This window comes from Nannocystis sp. RBIL2, from assembly GCF_026626745.1.
GTDB lineage: Bacteria > Myxococcota_A > Polyangia > Nannocystales > Nannocystaceae > Nannocystis.
This window is the reverse complement of sequence record NZ_JAPNJW010000002.1, coordinates 2,052,492-2,075,954: the sequence shown is the minus strand read 5'-3', so window position 1 is coordinate 2,075,954 and position 23,463 is coordinate 2,052,492. Positions and strand designations below refer to the sequence as shown.

The following is a 23,463-nucleotide window of genomic DNA, read 5'->3' as shown; positions in this document are numbered from 1 at the left end:
CGTCAGTACTCGACGCGCACGCCGATCACCGGCAAGATCGGGACGCCGACGACCGTCTGGGTGCCGGAGTAATCGGTGAGGTACCACAGGCCCTCGGCGTTCTGGCGGTTGTAGATGTTCTGCACGTCGAGGTAGGTCGAGACGATGGTGCGCGAGCGGACCCACGTCTTGTCGACGCGGATGTCGAGCTGGTGGAACACCGGCATGCGGGCGCTGTTGTAGGCGCCGTAGACCGGGTACGTGGCCGAGAACGGGCCGTCGGCCTTGAGGCCGCCGACGACCGGGGTGAACGGCAGGCCGGTGACGAGGCGGAAGCGGCCGGCGATCTGCCAGCGCCGCGGCAGCTTGACGCCGAGCACTGCGACGAGGTTGTGGCGCTGATCGAAGTCGTTGGGGGTGCGCAGGGCGAGGCGGTCGTGCGCGTCGAAGCGGCCGGTGCGCGCGCGCATCAGCGTGTAGGCGACCCAGCCGAACAGGCGGCGGGTGAGGTCCTGGCGCAGCATGACCTCGAGGCCGTGGACGGCCGCGCCGGTGTCCTCGATCGGCCGGCCGAGGTAGTCGAGGACGAGCGGGCCGCGGTCGCGGTCGCGGCGCCAGAAGCCGGTGATGTCGAGGCCGAGGCCGGCGGTGAGGCGGAGGTGGAGGTTGGCGCTGAGCTGCACTGCCTGCATGAGGCCGAGCAGGCTGCGCGGGTCGACGTTGATCCGCGGGTCGAGGTAGCGGAGCGCGGCGGGCAGGACGATCTGGGGGCCGAGGCCGAGGCTGTCGATGGCGCTGAAGTTGCCGAGGGCGGGGACGGTGCTGAGCGAGCGGAACGAGGGCTGCGAGTAGCGGCCGGCGCCGAGCTGCACTGCGACGCGCGGGTGCGGGGCCCAGCGCGCGTGCAGCCGCGGGTCGACCGAGAACCGGGGCTCGCCGAGGCCGGTAAACAGGCTGGCCCGAAGGCCAGGTGAGACGGTGAACCGACCGACTGCGAGGATCGGGGTGAGGTAGACGCCGCTGGAGGTCGTGGTGCCGCGGGCGACCTCGTCGAAGTTCTCGACGTCGCCGTACGAGGAGTCGATGACGCCCGGCAAGGACTCGATCTGGCTGCGCGTGCGGTGGCGATCGATCTGGGTGTCGGCGCCGAGGGTCAGCTGAAACCGCCGCGACGGGCGCGCGGTGAGCTCGGCGCGCAGGAGGCCGATGACGTCGGTGCGGCGGCGCATCTGGGTGCCGGTCTCGAGGCCGCCGGTGTCCAGGCGCAGCGCCGGCGAGAGCAGGAAGTCCCAGGGACCCTGGCGCTTCTTGTAGACGAGGTCGACGCGGTGGAAGCCGGAGCTGAGGGTCACGCCGCCGTCGCCGGAGTAGCGCGAGGGGAAGCGGAGGATGTCGCTGGCCCCGAGGACGCGGGCGGTGAGGGTCGCGCCGGGGCCGACGGGGTGATCGAAGACGACCTGGTAGTCGCTGTACTTGGGGCGGAGGTAGTCGCGGTTGAAGGCGAGTTGGCCGACGGCCTTGAGCGCGAGGTCGAGGTAACCGCGCTGGGCGGCGATGAGGAACGAGCCGCGGCCGACGGGCCCCTCGACCTGGGCGCCTGCGGAGATGAGGTCGAGCTTGGCGTGGCCGTGGATGCCGTCGCGTCGGCCGACGCGCGGGGTGAGGACGACGATGCCGCCGGTGGCGTTGCCGTAGTTGGGGGCGAAGTTGCTGGGCACGTACTGCAGGTTCGAGAGCACGCCGGCGGGGACGATGCTGGCGAGGCCGGGGACGTGGAAGGCGCGCGGGAGGGGGTGCTCGCCGAAGAACACCTGCGACTGGTTGGGCGCGGCGCCGCGGAGGATGAGGAGACCGAGGCCGCCGGGGACCCGCGCGGCGCCGGGCAGGTTCTGCAAGGCTCGCAGCGGATCGCCCTGGCTGCCGGGCAGGGCGGCGATCTCGTCGGGCGCGAGCTCGACGCTGAAGGGGCTGGGCTTGGGGGTTCGCTCCTGGGCGACGATGGTGCGGTAGCGGCCTGCGCCGGCCGGCTGCACGTAGATGACGGGGGGACGGCGCCGGCGCCAGAAGCCGGCCGTGGTCGGTTGCTCGAGGCGCTCGTGACCGGCGGCGACGACGATGAGCTCGAAGTCGAGGGACGGGAGGTCGCTGAGGACGAAGCTGCCGTCGGCGCCGGTGATGGCGGCGCGCGTCCAGTCGGGGCCGCGGCGGGCTCGGGCGAACATGCGGGCGCCCGCGAGGGGCTGACGCTCACCGGCGCTGCGCAGGGTGCCGCGCGCCTCGAGGCGGCTGGTCGAAGGGACAGGTCGCGCGGCCTCGCGGGAGCGCGGGAGGCTGGTCGAAGGGACAGGCGGAGCCGGCGACCGGGGTTGCTCGGGGACGGCGCCGATCGGGAGCGGATGGGTCGGTCGGGTGTCCGAAGGGACAGGCAGTTCGCCTGACGGCGGGCTGGTCGAAGGGACAGGTGACGCGGCCGTCGCGGCGGCGAGGAGGAGGCTCAGCGGCGCGGCGATCATGGCGCGGGGCTGGCGTCCTCGACGACGAAGCGCAGGGTGGCGAAGGCGCGGCCCTGACGGGAGTCGGCGATATAGAGGTAGAAGAGGATCGGCTCGGGCACGTCGGGGACCTGCCAGAATCCCAGGAGATCGTCGTTCGGGTCGCCCCTGTCCTCGATCAGGGTCGAGAGGCCGTAGCGCTCGAAGATCCGCTCCTCGTCGGGAGCGGCGACCAGGCGCTCCGGCTGGCCCGGCATCGACTGGAAGGCGTAGTGGGGCTGGTAGGCGTCGGCGGTGTACTGCGGCTCGACGAACACGTAAGCACCGACGCGCACCGTGATGGTGTCCCCGGGCTGGGCGATGAGCTCCCGGAGGCCGCCGCGCCCGCTGTGCGCCACCCGCAGGCCGCTGAGGGTCGGGTGGACGTCGGGCGCCTCGTCGTCGAGGTCGTCGGGCAGGCCGCCCTCGACGGTGTAGAAGTCGGCGAGCCCGGGTACGGTGGTGAGGAGCCGGCTCTCCGGTCCGAGCTGCAGGAGGCGCTCCTGCAAGAGGCAGTGCTCGAGGCCGGCGCGCGGCACGGTGCGGTAGCGCTGCAGGCAGGTCTCGGGCTCGACGGTGCCGTCGCTGGTGATGCCCATGACGCCGATGAAGCCGCGGAAGTATTCGTTGGCAGTGTAGGCGCCGCCGAGACTGAGACGGACGCGCTCGCCCTCGCCGAGGCGGCAGTGCTCGCTGCGCGACAGCGGCAACGGGAAAGCGCAGGCGGGGATGGGCTCTGCCGGGAGCGAGGAGCAGCGGCCGGGGCAGACGAACCAGATCGGCGGCGGGACGGTGACGCCGGGCGGCACGGCCGTGATCCACTGCAGCTCGAGGGTGTCGAGCGGGAGCGCCGAAGCCCGTACGCGATCGTCGGGGACGACGACCTCGGAGGAGTAACCGCCCGGCTCGACGACGCTGGCGACGATCCCCCAGGGCAGCGGGTGATCGACGAGCCACGGGGGGTGATCGTTGGGGACGCAGCCGCCGAGGAGGCCGAGGCCGACGACCAGCGCGGTTCGCATGCGCGGTCAACTTAGCGGGAATGCAGCGGCGATGGAAGCGGTTGACGGGGCGACGACCGGGGTGCGGGTGTCCTGAAAGACAGGCCGCGTGCCGCGGGTCCGCGGCGGCGGCGAGGCGCTGCGACGTGGCGAGCGTCCCGCGGGAACCGGTGCGTTCGCGGGGGCTGCACTGCTCCGACGGTGCGAGGTGACAGAGACAGGCCGTGTGCCGCGGCCGCGCACGCGGATCGAGGCGCGCTGCGACGCGGGCGTGTGTCCCTCGGGGCAGGTGCGACGGCGGCTGCAGGGCTCCGACGACGCGTTTTGCCGGGTGACCTTTGGGACATGTGATTGGCCGCCGGTCGGAGCTCGCAGAGGTGAGGATGCGAGGTCGGGTGTTCTTTGGGACAGGCACGCCGCGACCGCGCCCTGCTCCGCGGGGCGCGAAGCGACGGTGCGCATGACGTCTCCTCGAGACCGAAGAGCCCGAAGGCGCGGGGCCTTCGGGCTCTCGGCTCGCGGATGCCGCGGTGCCTCAGCTGTGCTCGATGCGGACCCAGCCGTCGCGAGTGCGGCGCAGCTCGTAGGTCGGGAAGTACTCGAGGTCGAGGCGGAGGGTGAGGAGGTCGACCTTGCCGTCGAGGTCGACGGTCTTGAGGCGGACGGAGGCGCGGTCGGGCTTGCCGGCGACGGCGGCGAGGAAGCTGTCGATGTCGGGGGTCGGGCGGTCCTCGGCGGCGACGATCCGGCGAGCGGCGCGGAGGCGCGAGCGGCTGGCGGGCGAGCCGTACCAGTAGAGCGAGATGTACACGCCCTCGTCGGGGACGGCGCGCTGGATCAGCGCGGCGTGGTGGGGCGCCTGCAGCAGCGCGCCGGCCCAGTGCAGCACGCGGTCGGTGCCGCGGCCGTCGTCGGGGCGCGTCTCGACCTCGAGGTCCAGCTCCCTGCCGTCGCGCAGCAGGTGCACGGTGACCCGACCGCCGCGCAGCGATCGCTCGATCTCGCGGACCGAGGTGACGGCGGCGCCACCTGCCCGCAAGACCAGGTCGCCGGCTTGCCAGCCGCGGGCGAACGCGGCCAGGCGCTGGACGACCAGCACCTGGCGGCGCAGCGGGTCGTGGCCCTCGAGCTCGGCGGCTGTCTCCGGGGACAGGCCGCGGTGGCGCGCCTCGGCGAGGGTGACGGTGCCGAACTCGACCCCGAGGTCGCAGACGATCGGTGACTCGCCGCGGCGGAAGATCTCGATGGCCTCGGCGAACAGGTCGGCCGCGATGCCGTACTCGGCGACGCGGTGGTCCTTGCCGTCCTGGTAGGAGAAGCCGGCCCACAGGGCGAGGACACGGGCCTCGCTGTCGACGATGGCGCCGCCGAGCGAGGCGGTGGCGCTGGTGAGGGAGATCCGCTCGAGGTTCATGGCGCGGAACCGCGGCGGGCGCGGCAGCGGCAGGTCGACGGCCTCGACTGCGGCGACCGCCGTGCTCTGGGCGAACACGCGGTGGCCGGACTTGAGCCCGACGAGCCACACCGGGTCGCCGGGGTGGAGCGGACGCGGCGCGAGGTCGACGGCGCGGATCGGCGTGTCGCCGAGGAGGGCCGGGTCGTACGAGAGGATCGCGTAGTTGTGGTGCGGGTGGAGGAAGGCGATCTCGCCCGGGATCTCGACCGCGCCGGCGACGGTGAGAGTGATGTCGGCGAGGGCGATCGGGACGGTGTTGCGGTCGACGAGCACGAGCCCGCGCCGGGCGTCGACGACCAGGCCGGCGCCGACGAAGCGGGTCGCGTGGATGCCGTCGATCTTGTAGGGGATGTTGCAGGTGACGGTGACCAGCGAGGGCTGGACCTGTTGCACGCGGACGTCGTCGGACGGGGGCAGGTTGGTGGTGACGGGCGTGCGCGGCGGAGGCTGCGGCGGGGGCGGGGCGTCGGCCGACGGCCAACGGCCAGAGGCGTCGTCGCGGGTCGAGCGGGTCATGGCGAACCACCGCCGGTCCATGGTGACGACGGTGACGTGCTCGCGGGTCGGCTGGTCGAGGTCGATCCAGCGGACCATGAAGGGGGCCGCGTGCGGCAAGCTGCCGAGGACGGCCTCGGCCGCGGCCAGATCCGGCGTCGGCACGCCGGCGATGGCGCGGACCACGGCGCCACGGTCGAGGTCGAGGGGCGAGAACAGGTAGCCGCTGTTGGCGAGGTAGACGCCGGTCAGCGGGACCTGGGGGTTGCGGGCCCGCTGGTAGGAGAGGTCGTGGAGGATCGCGCCGCCGATCTCGAGATAGGTGCTGGGCGAGATGGCGTGGAGGTCGTGGACGCGGGCGCGGACGGTGAGCGGCCGGCCGCCGCGCTCGAGCTCGAGGGTGATGGTCTGGCCGACCGAGGCGTCGAGGTGGGCCTCGAGCGGGACGAAGCGGGGGATGAACTCGCCGTCGACGCGCAGGAGGATGTCCCCCGGCTCGAGCAGGCCGTCGGTGACGCCGCCGGGGATCAGCTTGTCGACGATGAGGAGGCCGATCCCGCCCGGGTCGGCGGCGCGGCAGGCCTGCTCGGTCTCGGGGCGGAGGCCCAGGCGCGCCAGCTCGTCGAAGGGGGTGTACGAGAAGGTTGTCATCAAGGTGCCGCGCGGGATCGGCTGACCCGCACGCAGCAGCTCGAAGGCGCGCAGCACCCGCTCGAGCGGGAGGAAGAAGCTCGAGGCGGCCTGGGTCCGGCTGCCGGCGTTGAGGGCGATGACGTCGCCCTCGATGTCGACCACCGGCGAGCCGGAAGATCCACCTGTCGCGCCACTTGCAGCTTGCAGGTAGAACGTATTGAAATCGTTGTACTTGCTCGACCCGTAGAGCGGCGCTGGGCGATCGACGCGAGCGAGCGTGCCGGCGAGGATGGAGAGCTTCTCGCCGGCGTCGTTGCCGACCACGCGCAGCTCGGTGCCGACGAGCGCCTTGTCGGGCCGCAGGCGCAGCGCGGGCGGTCGGATGAAGCGCAGGGCCGCCGGGTCGTAGCGGAAGAAGCCGAAGTCGTGGACCGGGTCGCGGTAGACCGGTCGCAGCGGGATCTCCTCGTGGTTGAGGAACACCGCCTCGGCGACCACGGGGCCGGGCTGGACGACGTGGCGGTTGCTGAGCAGGAGGCCCTGCTCGGCGTCGACGACGAACGCGGTGGCCTGCGAGCTGCCGTTCCACTCGGTGTCGAAGGGACGGGGAGCGTCGATCCGGACCGAGACGACGGCCGCACAGACGCGCTCCAGGCTCTCGCGCCAGGTCGGGGTCATGGCTGGAGCTTCAGATAGGGTCACGTGAAGCATCGTGGTAGCACTCGCGCGGTGGGGGGCGCAAAGGCGGAGATACAGCAGCTCGAAACGGCTTGATGTTCATGTGGCCAAGTGCCCGAAAATAGAAGGGTTGTCGCTTGCTGCATTTTCGGTCGAGAAGGCGGTGATTCCTGCTCGCTCCGCGGGCCGCACCGGGGTCGCGGCGGGGTATGCGTCATTCACGGCCTCGAGCGAGCGAGCCGAGCCGTCGCTCGCCCGGCGGTCGCGGTCGGGTGTCCGCGCGAGCAACCGATCGGCGTGCCCGGGATGCTCGGCTGTCCCGAAGGCCAGGTGGTGCGGGCAGACGAGGCGGACGGGCCGACAGCGCGTCGCGCGGGCGCAGGAAATGCCAGCGCGGTGAAGAAGGAACACTGCGGGAGGAGAAGGCACCGCGGCGTGGAAGCACCGCAACGGCCCTGAAGGCCCGCAGAGCGGTCCGCGTGGCGCTCGGCCGTCTCGCTTCGCGGACTGATTACTGACTGCTCACTCACCAACTCGGCGAGCATCAAAGTCGGTGCTGCAGCCGCTGCGCGTGTGCCAGTGACGACGCGTGGGTGCTGATGGCTCCACTGGCATGGCGAGGCGTGAAAACCCCGTGATAGAGGTCTCTGAAGCGGCTAAGCGGGCATCCATGGCCGTGCTCGCTTTTCTCTTGACCCCCGGACTGCGCCGTTGGGATAAAGGCGCCATGATCGCCTGGCGTACGCTCGCTTGCTCCGTTTCCTTGCTGTGCCTCGTCTCCGGCTGTGGCGACGACGGCGAAACTGGGAGTGGTTTCAGCACCAACAACCAGAACAGCAACACGAACAACACCACGGACACGTCGAGCAGCACGGACACCTCGACCGGCGCGCCGGGCACGAGCACCACGACCGGCGACCCGACGACCGGCCCGGACACGACCACCGGCACGACCATCGCGCCGACCACCAACGGGCCGACCTCGACGACGCTGCCGGACACGACCACCACCGGCGACACCGACACGTCGACGACGGGCACGCAGACGAGCCAGACGACCCAGACGACCGACCCGGCCGGCTGTGGCAACGGCCAGATCGATCCGAACGAGCAGTGCGACGGCGCCAACCTCAACGGGTTCACCTGCGAGTCGCTCGGCAACGCCGGCGGTTCGCTCGGCTGCGACCCGGTGACCTGCACCTTCGACACCTCGCTGTGCATGGGCAACAGCTCCAGCGGCACCTCCGGCTAGTCGCTGCGCTCGCCGAAGCTGGTTCGGCCCCTGGACCCGAGAACTCAAACACCGCGTACGCCCGGCGCAGCCGCTCTCTTTGCGGCCTGCGCCGTGCTGTTTTTGTGGACCGCGCCGGGCCGGATCCAGTTCCCCGACGACGAGATCGTGTTCCAGACCACCGCGAGCCTGGTCGAGCACGGCTCGTTCGCCATCGCCGGCATCGCCCACCGCACCGGTGAGCCGCCAGGGCGACCGCCGGGGACGTTCGGCTGGGCCGAGGGCCGGGACGGTCGCCGCTACGGGTTCTTCGGCCACGGGCTGTCGCTGGTGGCGACGCCGATGTACGCGCTGGCCCGCGCGACCGCGCCGCAGGTGCCGTTCGCCTGGACGCGCGCGGTCCGCTCCGACCACTTCACGTTCCACGTGCGCGAGACCCGGGCCGACTGGCTCCACCTGGTGGTCAGCCTGACGCACTGCTTCGTGACGGCGGCGACTGCCTGGCTGCTGGTCCGCTGGCTGGCGTGGGTCGGTTTCTCGGGGCGGGCCGCCCTGTGGACGGGGGTCGCGTACGCGACGGGCACGGCGGCATGGCCGTATGCGCGCACGTTCCTCAGCGAGCCGCTGTCGGCAATGGTGCTGCTGGCGGCGGCCGTGGCCATCGCGCAGGCGCGTGCCCTCCGCGGCAGCCGGCCGGGCGCGGCCGATTGCCGACTGTGGCTGGCCGGTGCCGCGGCCGGCTTCGCGGTCCACGTCCACGTGCTCAACCTGGTGGCCTGGCCGTGCCTGGCGGCGTACGCGCTGTGGCCTCTCGGGGCAGGTCCGAAGGAGCAGGAATCAAGGGGCAGGTTCTTCGGGACATGTCTGAAAGGTCTGGCTCCGACGCGACGCGGGCTCGTCGGCGCGGCGCTGCTGGCAGGGCTCGGGCTCGGGTTGCTGCTGCTCGGGCAGTGGTGGCGCTTCGGAGATCCGCTCGAGACGGGACGGTTCGGCCACTACAGCGCGTGGACGTGGCCGTGGACGGGACTGTGGGCGCAGATGCTGGCGCCGGGGCGGAGCCTGTGGCTGTACGCGCCGGCGGCGACGCTCGGGCTGATGGGTCTGCGGGCAGCGCTGCGTCGCGCGCCGGCTGCCACTTGGTTGGCGCTGTCGCTGCTTGTGACGCGCTGGTGGGTGGTGTCGGCGCGCACCGATTGGTACGGCGGGTGGGGCCTGGGGCCGCGTCACCTGGTGCCGGTGATCCCGTTCGTCATGATCGGCTTCGCGGCGGCGATCGAGGAACTGCCGCCGCGGGCTGCTTCGGTGCGCCGGCTGTTCTGGCTCGCGGTGGCGGCGAGCGCGGTGCTGACCGGGTGGCTGGCGACGCGATCGATCTTCGAGTGGATGATCGCGCTGACGAACGACCCGCGCTCGGCCGGGCAGGTGCTCGAGACGTCCCACTTCGCGTGGTGGGCCAGCCCGATCGCGGGGTTCTCGTCGCTGCAGCCCGACGTGCTGGCGCTCGGGGCGGTGCGGCTGACGCGAGCGGGGCACCCGGGACTGTTGATCGGGTTTGCGATCGTGGCGCTCGTCGGGCTCGCGGCGGCGGGGCTGGTGGCGCGGGCGCTGTGGCGGGCGGGGAGCGATGAGGCTGGCTCCGGGGACAGGTGATTGGAGAGAGGAGCGGGCGTTCGGGTCGCTGGCCAAAGAGACAGGGGATCGTCGCTGCGGGCGGAGCTAGCCCGAGGGTGGGCTGGTTGAAGAGACAGGTGATGAGAGGGGCGTGGGAGTGGATGAGCTGTCTGATGAGACAGGTCATCGGCCGGGCGCTCGCCAGCGACGTGAGCGGGTCCGGGCCGTGACCGGGCCGGGCGGCGGCTGTCCCGGGGGACAGGTCAGCCGCTCTTGAAGGCGTGGGTGTAGGTCTCGCCCGGGGTCCAGGCGAACTCGCTGCGGACGAGCTGGCGCAGGGCGCAGCTCTCTGCGTCGTTGTGCAGCGGGGTGCCGACGACCCTGGCCGAGCCGGGGAGCAGGCGGCCCTCGGCGTCGGCCTTCCACTCCAGCTTGACGGTGTAGTCGAAGGTGCCGGCGCAGCGGCGGCGGATGGCCTTTTGGACAGCCGCACGGCTGCCCTTGGGAAGCGCGCTGACGGGCTTCGCCTCGGGCTCGTCGGCGGTGGTGGCGGCGGGCTCGACGGGCGCCGGGGGAGGATCGACGTCGGCGGCAGTGGGCGGCGTCGGGGTGGGCGGCTCGGCGGCGGTCGGCTCTGCGGGCGCGGTGGGCGTGGGTGGAGGGGCGGAGGGCTCGGGGGTGGCGAGCGGCGGTCCGGGTTCGGCGCCGGTGCGCGCGGGCTCGACGGGCACGCCGGTGGGCTCGGCGGGCGGCAAGCTGCCGGCGCGCAGGCTGAAGAACGCGAACAGGCCGAGGCCGAGCACGAGGGCGCCGAGCAAGGGGGCGCCGATGGTGAAGGAGAGGCCGCGGGCGTCGTGGCTGACGGCGAGCAGCGGGCCGCTCGTGGCCGGCGGATCGGAGCCCGGGTCGAGGCTGACACCTGTCCCGGCGGCCAGGTGGCGCAGGTCGGTGGCGACGGCCTGGGCGGTCGGGTAACGCGCGGACGGATCGTCGGCGAGGGCGCGGCGCAAGATGGCCTGAAGGCCAGGTGGCACCGCGGACAGGGCGAGCTCGGTCGGGTCGTCGCTGCCGAGGCGCATCGGCGGGAGCTCGCCGGTGAGGAGCTTGTGCATGAGCGCGCCGAGGGCGTAGATGTCGACGCGGTGATCGGCCGCGAGGCCGCGGTAGAGCTCGGGGGCGATGTAACCGGGGGTGCCGAGCAAGGCGCCGGTCTGGGTCAGCGAGGCGTCTTCGCCCCGCGAGGCGCCGCCGACGACCTTGGCGAGGCCGAAGTCGAGGACCTTGATGTAGTCGGGGTCGTCGTCGCGGGTGAGGCGGAAGCAGTTGGCCGGCTTGATGTCGCGGTGGACGATGCCGTGCTTGTGCGCGGCGGCGAGGGCCCGGGCGATCTGCTCGCCGATGTGGACGACGCGCTGCCAGGCCAGCGGCCCCTCGCGCGAGACGGTGGCGGCGAGGTCCTCGCCCTCGAGCCGCTCCATGACGAAGAAGGCGGTGCCACCGTCGGTCTCGCCGAAGTCGGTGATCTCGACGACGTGCGCGTGGGCGATGACGGAGGCGGCGCGCGCCTCTTGAATGAAGCGCTGGGCGATCCCGGGGTCGTCGCCGAAGCGCGGCTTGATGACCTTCACTGCGACCGGTCGATCGAGCAGGAGGTGCGTGCCGGCGTAGACGGCCCCCATGCCGCCAGAGCCGAGGCGCCGATCGATGCGGTAGCGTCCGGCGAGGACGCCCCCGAGCAGCGAGTCAGGGGAGTCGGGGCGGCGCGTGACGCCGGAGGCGACGGCGGTCGGGGCGTCCCCCGCAGGGCTCGCCTGCGTGGGGCCGGTGCCGTCGACGTCGTCGCCCGCCATGGGGCGAGTATAAAGGTGTGCGCGGCGGCTCCGGCGCGGCCGGAAGGCGCGGAAGCGACCGCTGCCGATGACGCCGAAGTGGTCGATACTGAGGTAATGGCGAGGCGCAGGATGACGGCGCTGGCGTGCGCGCTGGCGCTGACGAGCGGTCAGGTCGAGGCCGCAAACCCGGCCGCAGAGGCGCTGCGACGCGATCACGAGGGCTGCCAGGCGCTGCGCAAGGCCGGTCGCAGCGGCGAGGCCGGGGCCTGCTTCGAGCGGGTCTACGTCAGCCTGACGGAGCTCGATCCGCGAGCGAGCCGCGATCTCTTCAATGTGCTGAGCGACACAGTGGCGGCGTACGAGCAGGCTCATGCGCAGGGCGGCGAGGCGAGCTCGATGTGCCGCGCGGCAGGAGTGGTGCGCGACTACCTCGAGCGGCCGCAGAAGGCGGAGGCGATCCGGCTGCGCCGCCGCGCGCTGGGGCTGGCCGACCAGATCGATCAGACGCTGCGCGCGGCCAGTCAGACGGCCGGTCGCGACGCGTGCGCCGCTCCGCCGGCACCGACCGAAGCGCCGGCGGCTAGCGAGACGAGCGAGGCCGCGCCGGCGAGCCCGACGACGCCGACGCCGGCGCTGAAGCGGCTGCCGCCGCCGCGTCCGAGCCAGTGGCGCGGACAGACGAGCTGGGCGGCGCCGTCCGAGCCGTCGCTCGAGCTGCTGGCCGCCGGCTTCGGCGTGACGGTCGGCGGAGCGCTGACGTCGGCGGTCGGCGTGGGGCTGCTGCTGTACCGCGCGGAGTGCACGACGACGACGCCCGACTGCTCCGACGCGGCGCTGGCGAGCTACCACGACGCGGGCTACCTGACTCTGGCCGCGGGGGCGGGGATCTTGCTGGCGGGGGCGAGCCTGCTGTTCGCCGACCGCGTGCAGGAGCGCAAGCGCCGGGCAGCCCGGGCGGCGCCGACGTTCGGAGCGGGCGGCGCCGGGATCGCGGCGTTCGGGCAGTTCTGAGCGAGGCGCATGTACCTCGGGACAGGAATGATGGGACATGCGGGTTGCGGGGGCGGCAGGCCTGGCGTAGACCACCGCCGTGGACCTGCCGGAGATCGGGGCGCGCTGCCGGGTGAAGATCGAGTATCCGCGCTGGAGCGTCGTCAAGCGCCGCAGCGACGGGCGCGTCGACTTCGTGTCGCCGCTGCCGTGCCCCTATAACTACGGACATGTCCCGGGGGTCATGTCGGGCGACGGCGATCCGCTCGACGCAGTGGTGCTCGGGCGCCGCCTGCCCGCCGGGGCCGAGGTCGAGCTGGCGGTGGTGGCGATCGTCGGCTTCGTCGACGTCGACCAGGACGACCCGAAGGTGATCTTCAGCGCGGCGCCGCTGACACGCGCGCAGCGGGGCGGGATCGAGCTGTTCTTCCGGGTCTACGCGCTCGGCAAGCGCGCGCTGGCGGCCGCGCGCGGGCTGTCGGGGGCGACGCGCTTTGACGGCTGGCGCGCGGGCTGACGGGGGCACACGAACGGCCGGTCGCGTCGATGTCCCTCAGGACATGTCTCAGGGGGCAGGCGCGGGCGGCGGGGTGGCGACGGGGACGAGGCCGTCGCGGCGCGGGGCGGTGACCGCTTCGGGGGCGGCGATGATGTGGCGGAGCAGGCCGCCGATCTTGTCGTCGCTGCAGCTCGTGGTCTTCCACGCGAACATGCGGACGGTCTTCCAGCCGGGCAAGAAGGCCCAGCGGTACTCGTTCTGCTTGGTCCAGAAGGCGCCGGGGACGTCGGGAACGGGCTCGACGGTGACCTTCGGGTCGGTGCGCCGCATGGTGTAGAGGTTGTCCTCGGCGGCCTTCTGCGGGGTGTCGCCGATGATGGTGGCGATCCGGAACCACTGCGCCGGGGTGTTGGGCTGGGGTACGAAGTAGAAGCCGCAGCTGTTGTGGTAGGACTCGCCGAGGTAGACCTGCAGGCCGCAGGTCTCGGCGGCGACCTTGCTGTCGAAGCCGAGAGTGTGCTCGCAGCAACCCGGGTCGGGCAGCTCGGGGGCGTAGAGGCGGCAGACACCGTTGGTCTCGTCGGGGCGACCGGTGCCCGGCGACTTGACCGGCTCGGCCTCGGGCTGCTTGGCCACGCTCGGGGCGCTCTGGGCGGCGTAGAGATCGCCGGAGTCCTCGACGACGCGCGGGTCGGCCGGGGCCGGGTGCGCGCCGCCGACGCTGGGCGTGGGCGCGGGCGCCTGTGCTTGCGGACAGGCGACGAGGAACACGAGGGCGAACGGGGCGAGGCGCAGGCGGTGCGTCACGGGTCTCCTTTAGCGCGGCGCGGACGGGGTTGCCAGCGCGGTGTCGCGGGCCGCGAGCGAGCGCCGGCGCCGGCGCCCGAGCGCGAGCACGACGAGCCAGGCCGGGCCGCCCGCGGTGATGCCGAGGTCGCAGCCTTGTTGCTCGGACAGGCCGCCGGTCTCGCCGGTGTCACCGGTGTCGCCGGTGCCGTCGACGTCGCCGGTGGTGCTGTCCGGATCTTCGCTGCCCTCGGGGAGGATCGTGAAGCGCACGCGGTCGCTGCCGGCGTTGCCGCCCTCGTCGCGGACGGTGACGAGCAGGTCGTAGGTGCCCGGCGGCGGGTTCTTGAGCCGCAGGTCGACGCGGAGCGCCTCGTCGCTGAAGATCGTCTGGCCGTCCTGCTGGATGTCGACGGCGTAGAACTGCGGCTCGAGGTCGTCGTCGACGTCGCCGTAGAGCGAGAGCTCGACCGGCAGCACGTGGAAGGATTCGTTGACGGGGCTGGTCAGCTTCAGGGTCGGCGCGACGATGTCGGGCTGGGCCGGGCCGAACAGGTAGAGCAGCTCCTGGAAGCTGTTCTGATAGCCGGTCTCACAGAACATCTCGTGGACCAGGTTGCACACGCCGGCGGTCTCGACGAGGTCGGTGTTGGCGACGATCTTGTTGCACTGATCCTGGAAGTACGGGGTCGGCGCCTCGACGAACGGGTGCAGGTTGTCGAACGGGCTGTTGACGTGCTCGAGCCCCCAGGTGTGCGCGGCCTCCTGCAAGATGATGGTGGCGCCGGTGTTCGAGCCCTGGAAGGCGCCGGCGAAGCAGGTGTCGTTGGCCCACAGGTTGCCGCAGTCGATGTACGGGGCGATGCCGGCGAAGTCCTGGGCGCCGATGTCGCCGTAGAGGACCATGGTGTAGCCGGGATCGTCGGGCGGGCGCCGCCAGGTGGTGCGCACGCCGATCTCCCGCAGGTCCTTGCGCACCGACTCGATGATGGCGACCCGCCGCGCCTCGGTGCCGACGAACGGGCCGATGTAGCCGTCGAACATGTCGGCGAGGGTGCTGCAGTCGTGGCGCGAGTCGTTGCCGCAGCCGCGCCGCAGGACGGCGCCGTCGAAGTTGACGTAGAGGGTGTGCGGAGTGCCGGGCTCGGCCGGCAAGGCGTCGAGGCCGCGGGCGGCGAGCGGCGGGGTGAAGGCGGGGCGCAGGGGCTCTGCGGCGGGGCGGGCGGCGCTCGTGCGGAGGTCGAGGGCTGTACTTCGGGACGGATCCGTCGCGGCGGCTGTGCTTTGGGACATGGCGGCGGAGACAGTCGAGGCCGACCGAGATGTGCCGCCTGCGCTTTGGGACAGGGCCGAAGGGACAGGCGAGGCGGGCCGCGAGGCCGCGGCATCGGCTGTACTTTGGGACAGGGCCGCGGGGACAGCAGAGTCGACCAGGGCGGCTGTACTTCGGGACAGGGCCTCGGGGACAGCACTCGCGCCCGCGCCCGGGTCGCCGGCGCGGGTCAGCGCGGCGAGCAGGGCGGGGGCGAGGGCGAGGTTCACGGGGCCAGGGTACGCGGTTTGGCGCGGCCGCGCAGTGGGCTAGGCGCGGGCGCGCCGACGCCCGCGCGCGAGGCCCAGGAGCAGGAGCAGGGCCGGGGCGCCGGAGGTCGGAGCGAGGTCCGATCGACAGGCGCAGCCGTCGTCGCCGCCGCTCTGGTCGCCCGTGGTGGCCGAGTCCGTGACGCCGCCGGTCGCGCTGGTGACGCCGGTGGTCGGGTCGCCGCTGCCGTCGCCCGTGGTGGGGGCCTCGCCGGTGGTGGTGTCGTCGCCGGTGGTGGTGTCGTCGCCGGTGGTGGTGCCGGGCTGGCCGGTGGTGCTGTCGTCGCCGGTGGTGCCGGGGACGGGCTCACCCTTGACGGTGAAGTGGACGGTGTCGATCGTCTCGTTGTTGTCCTCGTCGTGGACGGTGGCGGTGACCGTGTACTCGCCGGGGGCGAGGCCGGCGATCGGGAAGGTCAGATCGGAGGGGCTGGGCCACGCGGTCGGGTCAAGCTCGGCGGCGCTCGGGCCGTCGATCTTGAGCGACAGCGTGAGCAGCTGCGGGCTCAGGTTGTCGGCGGCGGTGAGCTTGAGGTCGAACTTGGGGTCGATCTCGGCGCCCTCGGCCGGCGCGGTGATCTCGAGCGTCGGCGCGGTCAGGTCGGGCGCACCGGGGCCGAAGATCTGGAGGAGCTCCTGGTAGCTGTTCTGGAAGTTGCTCCCGTTGCAGAACTGCGAGTGCTGGTTGGGGCACTGGATGTTGTTCTCGGGCACCGGCTCGTTGCTGTCGTCGAGGCGGACGATCTGGAAGCACTCGTCGACGAAGGTCGGGTCGGGGACGCTCTGGGTGGTGGGGTAGAGGAGGTCGGACTTCGACTCGACGTGCTCGAGGCCCCAGGTGTGGGCGATCTCCTGCAGCACCGCCTTGGCGATGCCGGTCGGCGAGCTGGTGTAGTCGAGGGTGAAGCTGACTTCGCCGCCGTCGCTGTTGAAACAGTCGATGCTCGGGGCGACCCCGGCGAAGCCGCCGCCCGGGGCAGGGTTCCAGTCGCCGATCATCTCCATGTCGTAGTCGCCGCTGGCCGGGCGGACGTCGGTGACGTGGATGTTGAACTTGCCGAGGTCGTTGCGCATGACCTGGACGACGGCGGCCCGTCGGCCGAGGTCGCCCGTGAACGGCAAGACCTGACCCTGGAAGATGGTGGAGCAGTTGTCCTGCGGGCTGTTGTTGCCCCAGCCGCAGCCGTTCATGTCGGCGCCGTCGAAGTTGGCGAAGACGATCCACTCGCCCGCCTGCACCGGGGGCTGCTCGAGATCGGCGCCGAACACCAGCGGCTCGTGGAACGGCGAGGTGATCGGGATCGCCGCGGCGACGTCGTCGGGCTGGCCCGCCAGGGCCGACCCGGGCACGAACAACAGCGTCAGTACGAGGCAGGAAAACCGGGTGCGGGCGTTTTGAGGGGCCATCGTGGCGACGGTACCAGACGGCCTTCACAACGACGCAGCGCGCGCTGCGTGTGTGTGATCACCCGTATTCGCTGGTGTCAGTCGCCCTCAACGAGTCGCCGCACGAACTCGGGCAAGGCGAAGGCGCCGAGGCCGAGGCTCGGGCCGACGTAGCGCCCGGCGACCGCGGCGAGGCGAGCCGGATCGAGGTCGGTGAGGCGGAAGTCGTCGCCCGCGAGGGCGAAGGTCCAGCACCCGCTCGGATAGGTGGGGATGCTGCCGTAATAGGCGTGAACACCCTTGAAGACGCCGCGCAGCTCCTTGAAGACGCCGCGCACGGTGTCGGCGGCGTAAAACGGCGACTCGGTCTGGGCGCTGACGATGCCGCCGGGCCGCAAGGCGCGGTGAAGATCGGCGAAGAAGGCCCCGCCGAACAGACCGGCGGCGGGGCCGATCGGCTCGGAGCTGTCGACGAGGATGGCGTCGAAGCTGCCGGGGTTGTTGCGGACGTACTCGACGGCGTCGGCGAACACGAGCTCGACGCGCGGATCGTCGAGGCGCCCGGCGACGGCGGGGATCCACTGCTGGCAGACGCGCGTGACTCGCTCGTCGATCTCGCACAGGACGACCCGCTCGACGCCGGGGTGCCGCAGCACCTCGCGCACGGTGCCGCCGTCGCCACCGCCGACGACGAGCACGCGCTTCGGGTCGCGATGGATGCACAGCGGGATGTGGCTGATGAGCTCGTGGTACACGAACTCGTCGAGCTCGGTCAGCATGACCATGCCGTCGAGCATGAGCAGGCGGCCGTGACCCTTGGTGTCGTAGACCTCGATGCGCTGGAAGGGGCTCTGCTCCTCGTGGACCTTGTCGGTGACGTGGAGGCCGATCGCGGAGAGGTCGTGGTAGTGCTCGTACAACCAGGGCATGGGCGCAGGGTCCTTTAACGGGCTCCGGGCGGAGGCTGGGCCTTATAGCCCTGCCGCCGCCCGGGACTCAAGCCGCAGTCGACGACCGCGGCCCGAGACGCAGAGGATCAGTGCAGCCAGCGACCGCGGCGCTCCTCGTCGGCGTCCTCGTCCGCCTGCTCGTCGGCGTCGGCCGCGGCAGCGCGGGCCTGGTCGCGCTCACGCAGGAGGGCGGTGAGGATGAGGCCGAAGCCCGCGCCCCAGGTGAGGATCATGAGGGCGATCCAGTAGGGCGAGGCGTTCATGCCGTAGAGGAACGGCATGCCGGCGCTGTGCGTGAGGGCGACGTGGTCGACCTCGAGACGGTAGACCAGCACCGCGAAGACGATCTGCAGGAGGAGCAGGGCGCCGCCCATCATGCCGATGCCGAGCTTGCCGTCGCGCTTGCGCGAGGCGAGCAGCAGGGTGGCGACCGCGGTCTCGGCGATCAGCAGGACCTGGGTCAGGGTGGCGTACATGATCTCGCTCTGCTCGCCGGCGAGGCCGTTGCGCTGCATCACCGCGCTGTAGGCGAAGCCGACCACGAGCATGGCGACGGTGAGGACGCCCTGGAACCGCAGGAAGGCGCCGCGGGCCTCGACGTGGCTCGGCACGGCGTGCGCCCGGGCCGGACGGCGCAGGCTGGCGACCAGCAACCAGCCGAGCACCGGCAGCAGGAAGCCGCTGGCGAGGAAGGTGACGAGGTTGAGGCCGTCGAAGGTCTGGGTGTTGGTGCGCGACGAGAGGTCGAGCAGCGTGAGACCCGAGCAACCGACGCACGCGAGCGCGAGCGCGATGCCCTCGGCGGGGCGGAACAGCGGAGCCCAGGCCTGCTCGACGCGCCGGCGCCAGCTGAACAGGCAGATCGTGGCGAGCATGACCTGCGTGCCGACGGCGTAGGCGAGGAAGGAGGAGCCGAGCTCGGGGTCGCCGGCGGTGACGAGGTCGGCGGAGCCGGGCAGGCCGGTGAAGCCGAGGATCCCGCCGAGCACCGCGGGCAGCGGGCCGAGGAGGAGGCCGGCGCTGGCGATGTTGGCGCCGACGAGCGCGGTGCCGAAGAGGCCGGCGCCGGCGATGCCGACGGCCATCAAGGCGCCGACGAGCAGGGCATTGACCCGCTGGCCGAGCGCGTCGCCGAGGCCGATGGCGGTGAGGTGCGTGGCGCCGGTGAAGAGCACCAGGAGGCCGAGCGGCAGCAGCAGCGGGGCGACGCCGACGGTGAGGCCGAGCAGCGCGAGCGCGGGCAGCAGCAGCAAGGCGCCGGCGACCATGGCGAACACGTTGGGCCCGACCGACATGGCGAGGGCGAGGTCACCCGCGGACAGGCCGGTCATGCGCAGGACGGGCAAGGTGCCGGCCTCGCGCTCACGAGCGGTGTGCGTGGCGGTGACGACCGGGCCGACGAGCAGGAGCATGAAGGCGGCGAAGCCGAACAGCACCGAGCCGATCAGCTGGCCGCGCTGGCTCTCGGAGACCGGCGAACGGTAGCGGACCGAGGGCTTCTGCAGCGCGGTGAACTCGGCGATCGGATCGACGAGGCCGCCCTGCCACAGCGCGGCGCCGGGGTTGAACACGGCCTCGGCGAGGGTCCGCATGTCGCCCTGGGCGAGGTTGGCGAGGGTGTTGGAGATGTGCGGCAGGCCGCCCGAGCTCAGCACCCAGCTGGCGAGCTGGCCGCCGTCGCCGTACGGGTCGTTGTTGAAGAGGTCGGCCCACAGCGCCTGGCGATCGGTGCCGTTGGTGTCGATGGCGACGGCGCCGTCGCGCCGCTCGAGGCGATCGACGCGAGCGGCGAGGGCGGTCAGCTGACGGCGCTGGGCCCCGAGCTCGCGCAGCAGCGGACCGGCGGGCTCGCCGAGCTTGCCGTTGTCGACGTCGACCGCGAAGGCGGCGGCCTGCAGCGCGGCGGTGCGGGCCAGATCCTCGTCGCGGGTGGTCAGCGGGCGAAGATCGACGGTGGTGAGCAGGAGCTCCTGCAGGTCCTGGCGCCCGCCGAGGAGGTCGCCGCGCAGGTCGACGGTCTCGCGGCGCAGGATCGACTCGGCGCGGTCGAGGTTGCGGACGACCTGGTCGACGCGCGCTCGCAGCTCGGTCAAGACGGCGATCCGCACGCGCTGCTGGGCGGCGAACTCGCGGTCGACGACGGCCTGCTCGCGGTCGTCGAAGCTGCAGCGCGGCATCTGCGGGCCGTCGCACACGGCCCAGGCGTCCTCGAGGCCGACGGCGACCCGCACGTCCTGAGCGGCGGGGCTGTCCATGCGCGTCAGCGCGGAGGTCCCGAGCCATGTGAGGCCGCTGATCAGGGTCGCGGCGACCAGGGCCGAGGCGGTGCGCGACCGGAGGTCGCGGCGGAGGAAGGGACGAAGTCGTTGGGAGAGGGACCGGGTCGGAGCCCCGGTCGGTCGAGAAGGAGTACGAGGATCCTGGTTCGCCATAAACCCGCCTTGCGTGCTGGCCCGGACAACCGGCAGCCTTTGAGTGTTCCACAAAACGTAGGCGCGGCGCAGATGATTTCACTGGCGTGCATGTCGCTGAGGTAAGATCCGCCCGTGACCTCGAGCCCCAGCGCCCTCCGCCTCCCCGCCGATGTCGAGCGCACCCTGTCCTACTGGCTTGCGGAACCCAGATTCGCGGTCGAACGCGAGGCGCTGCAGGCGCTGGTCGCAGCCGCCGAAGCGGGGTCGACCGTGGCGCTGGCGGAGATCCTCGACGCGTACTCCCAGGTGCTCCCGATCGGCACCGGCGGGCGCCGCGGCAAGGTCGGGCCCGGTCCCAACCGCTTTAATAAGGTAGTGGTGCGCGAAACAGCCCAGGGGCTGGTGCAGGCGATGCGCGCGGCCGGCGACACCCCCCAGGTCGCGGTCGTCTACGACACGCGCACCCACTCGCGGGACTTCGCGTACGCGGTGGCCGAGCAGTGCGCCGCCGGCGGGATGACCGTGGTCCTGCTCGATTCACCGAGGCCGACGCCCGAGCTGTCGTTCATGGTCCGCCGCCTCGGCTGCGGGGCCGGCGTGGTCATCAGCGCCAGCCACAACCCGCCCGAGGACAACGGTATCAAGATCTACGGGCCCGACGGCGCGCAGGTGCTGGGCGAGCGCGACGCGGCGCTGATGCGCGCGATCCTGTCGGTGAGCGAGCTGCCGGAGCTGCAAGAAGAGCAGCGCAAGCAGATCCACGTGCTGCCGCCCGAGCGCGTGGTCACCGAGGCGGACCCGGCGTACCACGCGTACGTGCTGGCGCAAGGGGTGGCGCCGGCGGACCTGTCGGCCGCGGGGCTGCGGGTGGCGTTCACGCCGCTGCACGGGGTCGGGCACACGAGCGTGTTGCCGGCCCTGCGCGCCCGCAAGATCGAGGTGCTGGCGGTCGAGCGCCAGTGCGACCCCGACGGCGGCCGGTTCTCGACGGTCCGCTCGGCCAACCCAGAGGCGCCGGAGTCGATGACGATGGCGATTCAGCTGGCCGAAGAGACAGGTGCCGATCTGGTCCTGGCCACCGACCCCGACGCCGATCGCCTGGGCGCGTGCGTGCGCGGGCGCGACGGCAAGTTCGTGCCCCTCGACGGCAACCGCCTCGGGGTGCTGATGCTCGACCACGTGCTCGCCAACGCGACCATCCCCGCCAACGGCTGGGTGCTGACGACGCTGGTGACGACGCCGCTGATCGCGACGATGGCCCAGGCCCGCGGGCTGACGGCGATCGACGACCTGCTGGTCGGCTTCAAGCACCACGCGGGCATGGCGGCCGAGCACCCGGAGCGCACGGTCGTGTTCGCGTGCGAGGAGAGCCACGGCTACCTGCGCGGCGACGAGATCCGCGACAAGGACGGGTCGATCGCGGCGCTGCTGCTGGCCGAGGCGGCGGCGCTGGCCAAGCAGCGCGGCGAGACGCTGCTCGACGTCCTCGACGCGGTCTGGTGCCGCTTCGGCTACCACCGCGAGAAGACGCTCAACTACATGGCGCCCGGGCTGGCCGGCCGACAGGCGATCGCGGCGCTGATGCAGGCGTGGCGGACGTCGCCGCCCGCAGGCTTCGCCGGGCTGACGACCCGCCGCTTCGAAGACCGCTCGCAGCCGCGCCACACCGGCTCGCCCACGCGCGACCTGCCGGGTGACGTGCTGAGCCTCGAGCTCGAGGGCGAGGGCGGCAAGAAGTGCCGGCTGGTGCTGCGCCCGAGCGGGACGGAGCCGAAGGTGAAGATCTACGGGCTGGCTCGCAGCGCGCCGGAGATCGATCGCGCGGCGTTGCCGGCGCTGGTGTCCCAGATCGACGCGGTGGTCGAGGCGGTGCTGGCCGACGCGCACGCGCAGATCGAGGTGATGATGCGGCCCTGGCTGGGTTCGGCTTCATGAGGCGGGCGGCGGTGGTGGCCGCGTTGCTGGCGTTGCTGGCGGCGCTGGCAGTCTGGCTCGGGCGCTCCGAGCGACCGGGTCCCCGTCCGCCGGGGCGCAAGAACAAGGCCGCGGCGACCCAGGTGACGGCAGCGGTCGAGGGCGAGGCGCCGGTGCTGGGCGTGGCGCGGCGCGCCGATGTCGACCGCAGCGGCGAGGGCGTCGTGCGCGGCCGGATCGTCGACCGCGACGGCAGCCCGGTGAGCGACGGCCGGATCATCCTGCACTGCCTCCCGAGCGGGACGGACCGCAGCGCGCCGATCGACGGGGGCGTGGTCGAACCCGGCCCGGAGGGCGAATTCAGCGGTCCCGGTTGCCGCGGGATCGTCTGCGCCGAGCTGCGCCATCCGACGCTGGTGCCGCGCGATCCGTGGGTGCTCGAGCCGAATCGGGCGCCGGTGACGCTGGTCGCGCAGGCGCTGAGCCGGGTGGTCGGCTCGGTCAGTGATGGCTCGGGTCGGGCGGTCGCCGGGGCGCAGATCTGGGTCCGCCGCGGCGCCGACGACGATCCGGCGGCGTTGCCGCCGTTCACGTCGCGCAACACGGTCAGCGACGGTGAGGGGTTCTTCAGCTTCGCGCGGGTCGAGAAGCCGCCGTGCGACCCGTGCGGCGAGGCCAGCGGTCGCTGCGAACCAGGCGACGCACGCGACGTGCCGACCTACGCGTCGCTGATGCTCATCGCCCGCGCGCCAGGGTTTCGCCCCACGGAGAAGGAAGTGGCGGTCGACGAGGAGGACGGCTGGCAGATCGTGCTGGCGCCGCCGCTGTCGCCGCTGTCGGGCACGGTGACCGACGCGGAGGGGCGAGCCTACGCGCGGGCGCGCGTGCTGGCGCGAGCGCACACGCGAGGTTACGAGGTGCATCAGGCGCGCGTGGAGGCCGGGCAGTTCAGCCTCGCGGAGCTCGGCGAGGGCAGCTACGACCTGCGCGTGGTCCAGGACGGGGTCGAGCTGGCGAACTCGGGCGGACACGTGGCCGGAGAGACTGTGGCGCTGGTCGGGGCCGTGCCGGCGCTCGGTCGCGCGGTCACGGTCGCGGTGGTGCGACGCGGCAGCGACGAGCCGGTGAGCGGGGCGGTGGTCGACGGCGGGCCCTTCGCCGGCGCGCGCACGAGTGCAGAGGGCACCGTCGGGGCGACCGACGTGCTGCCGGGGACGTACACGCTCGGCGTGCGGGTGCGCGGGCTGCGTTCCCAACGCGCTCAGGTGACAATTCCGGGTGATGACGCCGCTACGTGGACAGGACGCGTCGAAGTCGACGACTCGCCGTAAACTCGTGGTCCGGCGCGCGGCGCGGAATATGCCCCGCAGACATGTGTGTGCCGGCAGCTCGCGGCCGCCGGTCTTCGCAGGTCGGAGCGCGCCATGCCTGAATTTGCGCGAGGGCACAAATTTGAGGGCGTGACCGGCTCGCGTTAGCCTTGGGAGCCCGGCGCT

General features: G+C 72.4%; 15 protein-coding genes. 6 read left to right on the top strand and 9 right to left on the bottom strand.

The window, feature by feature from the left end; translation table 11 throughout:
* Positions 1 to 2 precede the first annotated feature (2 nt).
* The 3 genes from OV090_RS33320 to OV090_RS33310 all read right to left on the bottom strand — a co-directional run bounded on the left by OV090_RS33320 (position 3) and on the right by OV090_RS33310 (position 6,773).
* Positions 3 to 2,492 (bottom strand): hypothetical protein, encoded by a 2,490-nt coding sequence (locus tag OV090_RS33320; protein ID WP_267708712.1) that lies wholly within the window; start codon positions 2,490 to 2,492, stop codon positions 3 to 5.
* Positions 2,489 to 3,532, bottom strand: a complete 1,044-nt coding sequence (locus OV090_RS33315) for a hypothetical protein (protein WP_267708711.1) — start codon at positions 3,530 to 3,532, stop codon at positions 2,489 to 2,491. Before OV090_RS33315 ends, OV090_RS33320 begins: the two co-directional genes overlap by 4 nt.
* A 514-nt stretch (positions 3,533 to 4,046) precedes the next feature.
* Positions 4,047 to 6,773: a trypsin-like peptidase domain-containing protein gene (locus tag OV090_RS33310; protein WP_267708710.1), complete on the bottom strand. Its 2,727-nt coding sequence runs from the start codon at positions 6,771 to 6,773 to the stop codon at positions 4,047 to 4,049.
* A 727-nt stretch (positions 6,774 to 7,500) separates the two neighbouring features.
* Between OV090_RS33310 and OV090_RS33305 the strand changes: the two genes are divergently transcribed.
* Positions 7,501 to 8,025, top strand: coding sequence for a hypothetical protein (locus OV090_RS33305; protein ID WP_267708709.1), 525 nt, complete (start codon positions 7,501 to 7,503; stop codon positions 8,023 to 8,025).
* Positions 8,026 to 8,118: 93 nt separating this feature from the next.
* Entirely contained in the window at positions 8,119 to 9,654 is a 1,536-nt protein-coding gene (locus OV090_RS33300) for a hypothetical protein (protein ID WP_267708708.1), read from the top strand.
* A 224-nt stretch (positions 9,655 to 9,878) separates the two neighbouring features.
* On the opposite strand, the gene OV090_RS33295 is transcribed toward OV090_RS33300, so the two are convergent.
* Positions 9,879 to 11,465 (bottom strand): serine/threonine-protein kinase, encoded by a 1,587-nt coding sequence (locus tag OV090_RS33295; protein WP_267708707.1) that lies wholly within the window; start codon positions 11,463 to 11,465, stop codon positions 9,879 to 9,881.
* A gap of 96 nt (positions 11,466 to 11,561) precedes the next feature.
* Between OV090_RS33295 and OV090_RS33290 the strand changes: the two genes are divergently transcribed.
* On the top strand, positions 11,562 to 12,458 hold the full coding sequence (locus OV090_RS33290; RefSeq protein ID WP_267708706.1) for a hypothetical protein: 897 nt from the start codon (positions 11,562 to 11,564) through the stop codon (positions 12,456 to 12,458).
* 79 nt (positions 12,459 to 12,537) lie between these two features.
* The gene (locus tag OV090_RS33285; protein ID WP_267708705.1) at positions 12,538 to 12,954 is read left to right on the top strand and encodes an inorganic diphosphatase; all 417 of its coding nucleotides are present in this window, start codon (positions 12,538 to 12,540) and stop codon (positions 12,952 to 12,954) included.
* A gap of 48 nt (positions 12,955 to 13,002) precedes the next feature.
* Here the strand turns inward: OV090_RS33285 and OV090_RS33280 are convergent, their stop codons facing one another.
* The 5 genes from OV090_RS33280 to OV090_RS33260 form a co-directional block, all read right to left on the bottom strand.
* Positions 13,003 to 13,743, bottom strand: coding sequence for a hypothetical protein (locus OV090_RS33280; protein WP_267708704.1), 741 nt, complete (start codon positions 13,741 to 13,743; stop codon positions 13,003 to 13,005).
* A 9-nt stretch (positions 13,744 to 13,752) separates the two neighbouring features.
* Entirely contained in the window at positions 13,753 to 15,264 is a 1,512-nt protein-coding gene (locus OV090_RS33275; protein WP_267708703.1) for a hypothetical protein, read from the bottom strand.
* 39 nt (positions 15,265 to 15,303) lie between these two features.
* Positions 15,304 to 16,710 (bottom strand): hypothetical protein, encoded by a 1,407-nt coding sequence (locus OV090_RS33270; protein ID WP_267708702.1) that lies wholly within the window; start codon positions 16,708 to 16,710, stop codon positions 15,304 to 15,306.
* Positions 16,711 to 16,787: 77 nt separating this feature from the next.
* Entirely contained in the window at positions 16,788 to 17,618 is an 831-nt protein-coding gene (gene speE, locus OV090_RS33265; protein ID WP_267708701.1) for a polyamine aminopropyltransferase, read from the bottom strand.
* A gap of 107 nt (positions 17,619 to 17,725) precedes the next feature.
* A complete protein-coding gene (locus OV090_RS33260) occupies positions 17,726 to 19,894 on the bottom strand; it encodes a hypothetical protein (RefSeq protein ID WP_267708700.1) in 2,169 nt (722 codons plus the stop codon).
* Between the two features lie 291 nt (positions 19,895 to 20,185).
* Between OV090_RS33260 and OV090_RS33255 the strand changes: the two genes are divergently transcribed.
* Both OV090_RS33255 and OV090_RS33250 read left to right on the top strand, forming a co-directional pair.
* Positions 20,186 to 21,988, top strand: a complete 1,803-nt coding sequence (locus tag OV090_RS33255; RefSeq protein ID WP_267708699.1) for a phospho-sugar mutase — start codon at positions 20,186 to 20,188, stop codon at positions 21,986 to 21,988.
* The gene (locus tag OV090_RS33250) at positions 21,985 to 23,298 is read left to right on the top strand and encodes a carboxypeptidase-like regulatory domain-containing protein (protein WP_267708698.1); all 1,314 of its coding nucleotides are present in this window, start codon (positions 21,985 to 21,987) and stop codon (positions 23,296 to 23,298) included. Before OV090_RS33255 ends, OV090_RS33250 begins: the two co-directional genes overlap by 4 nt.
* The last annotated feature ends 165 nt before the right edge of the window (positions 23,299 to 23,463 follow it).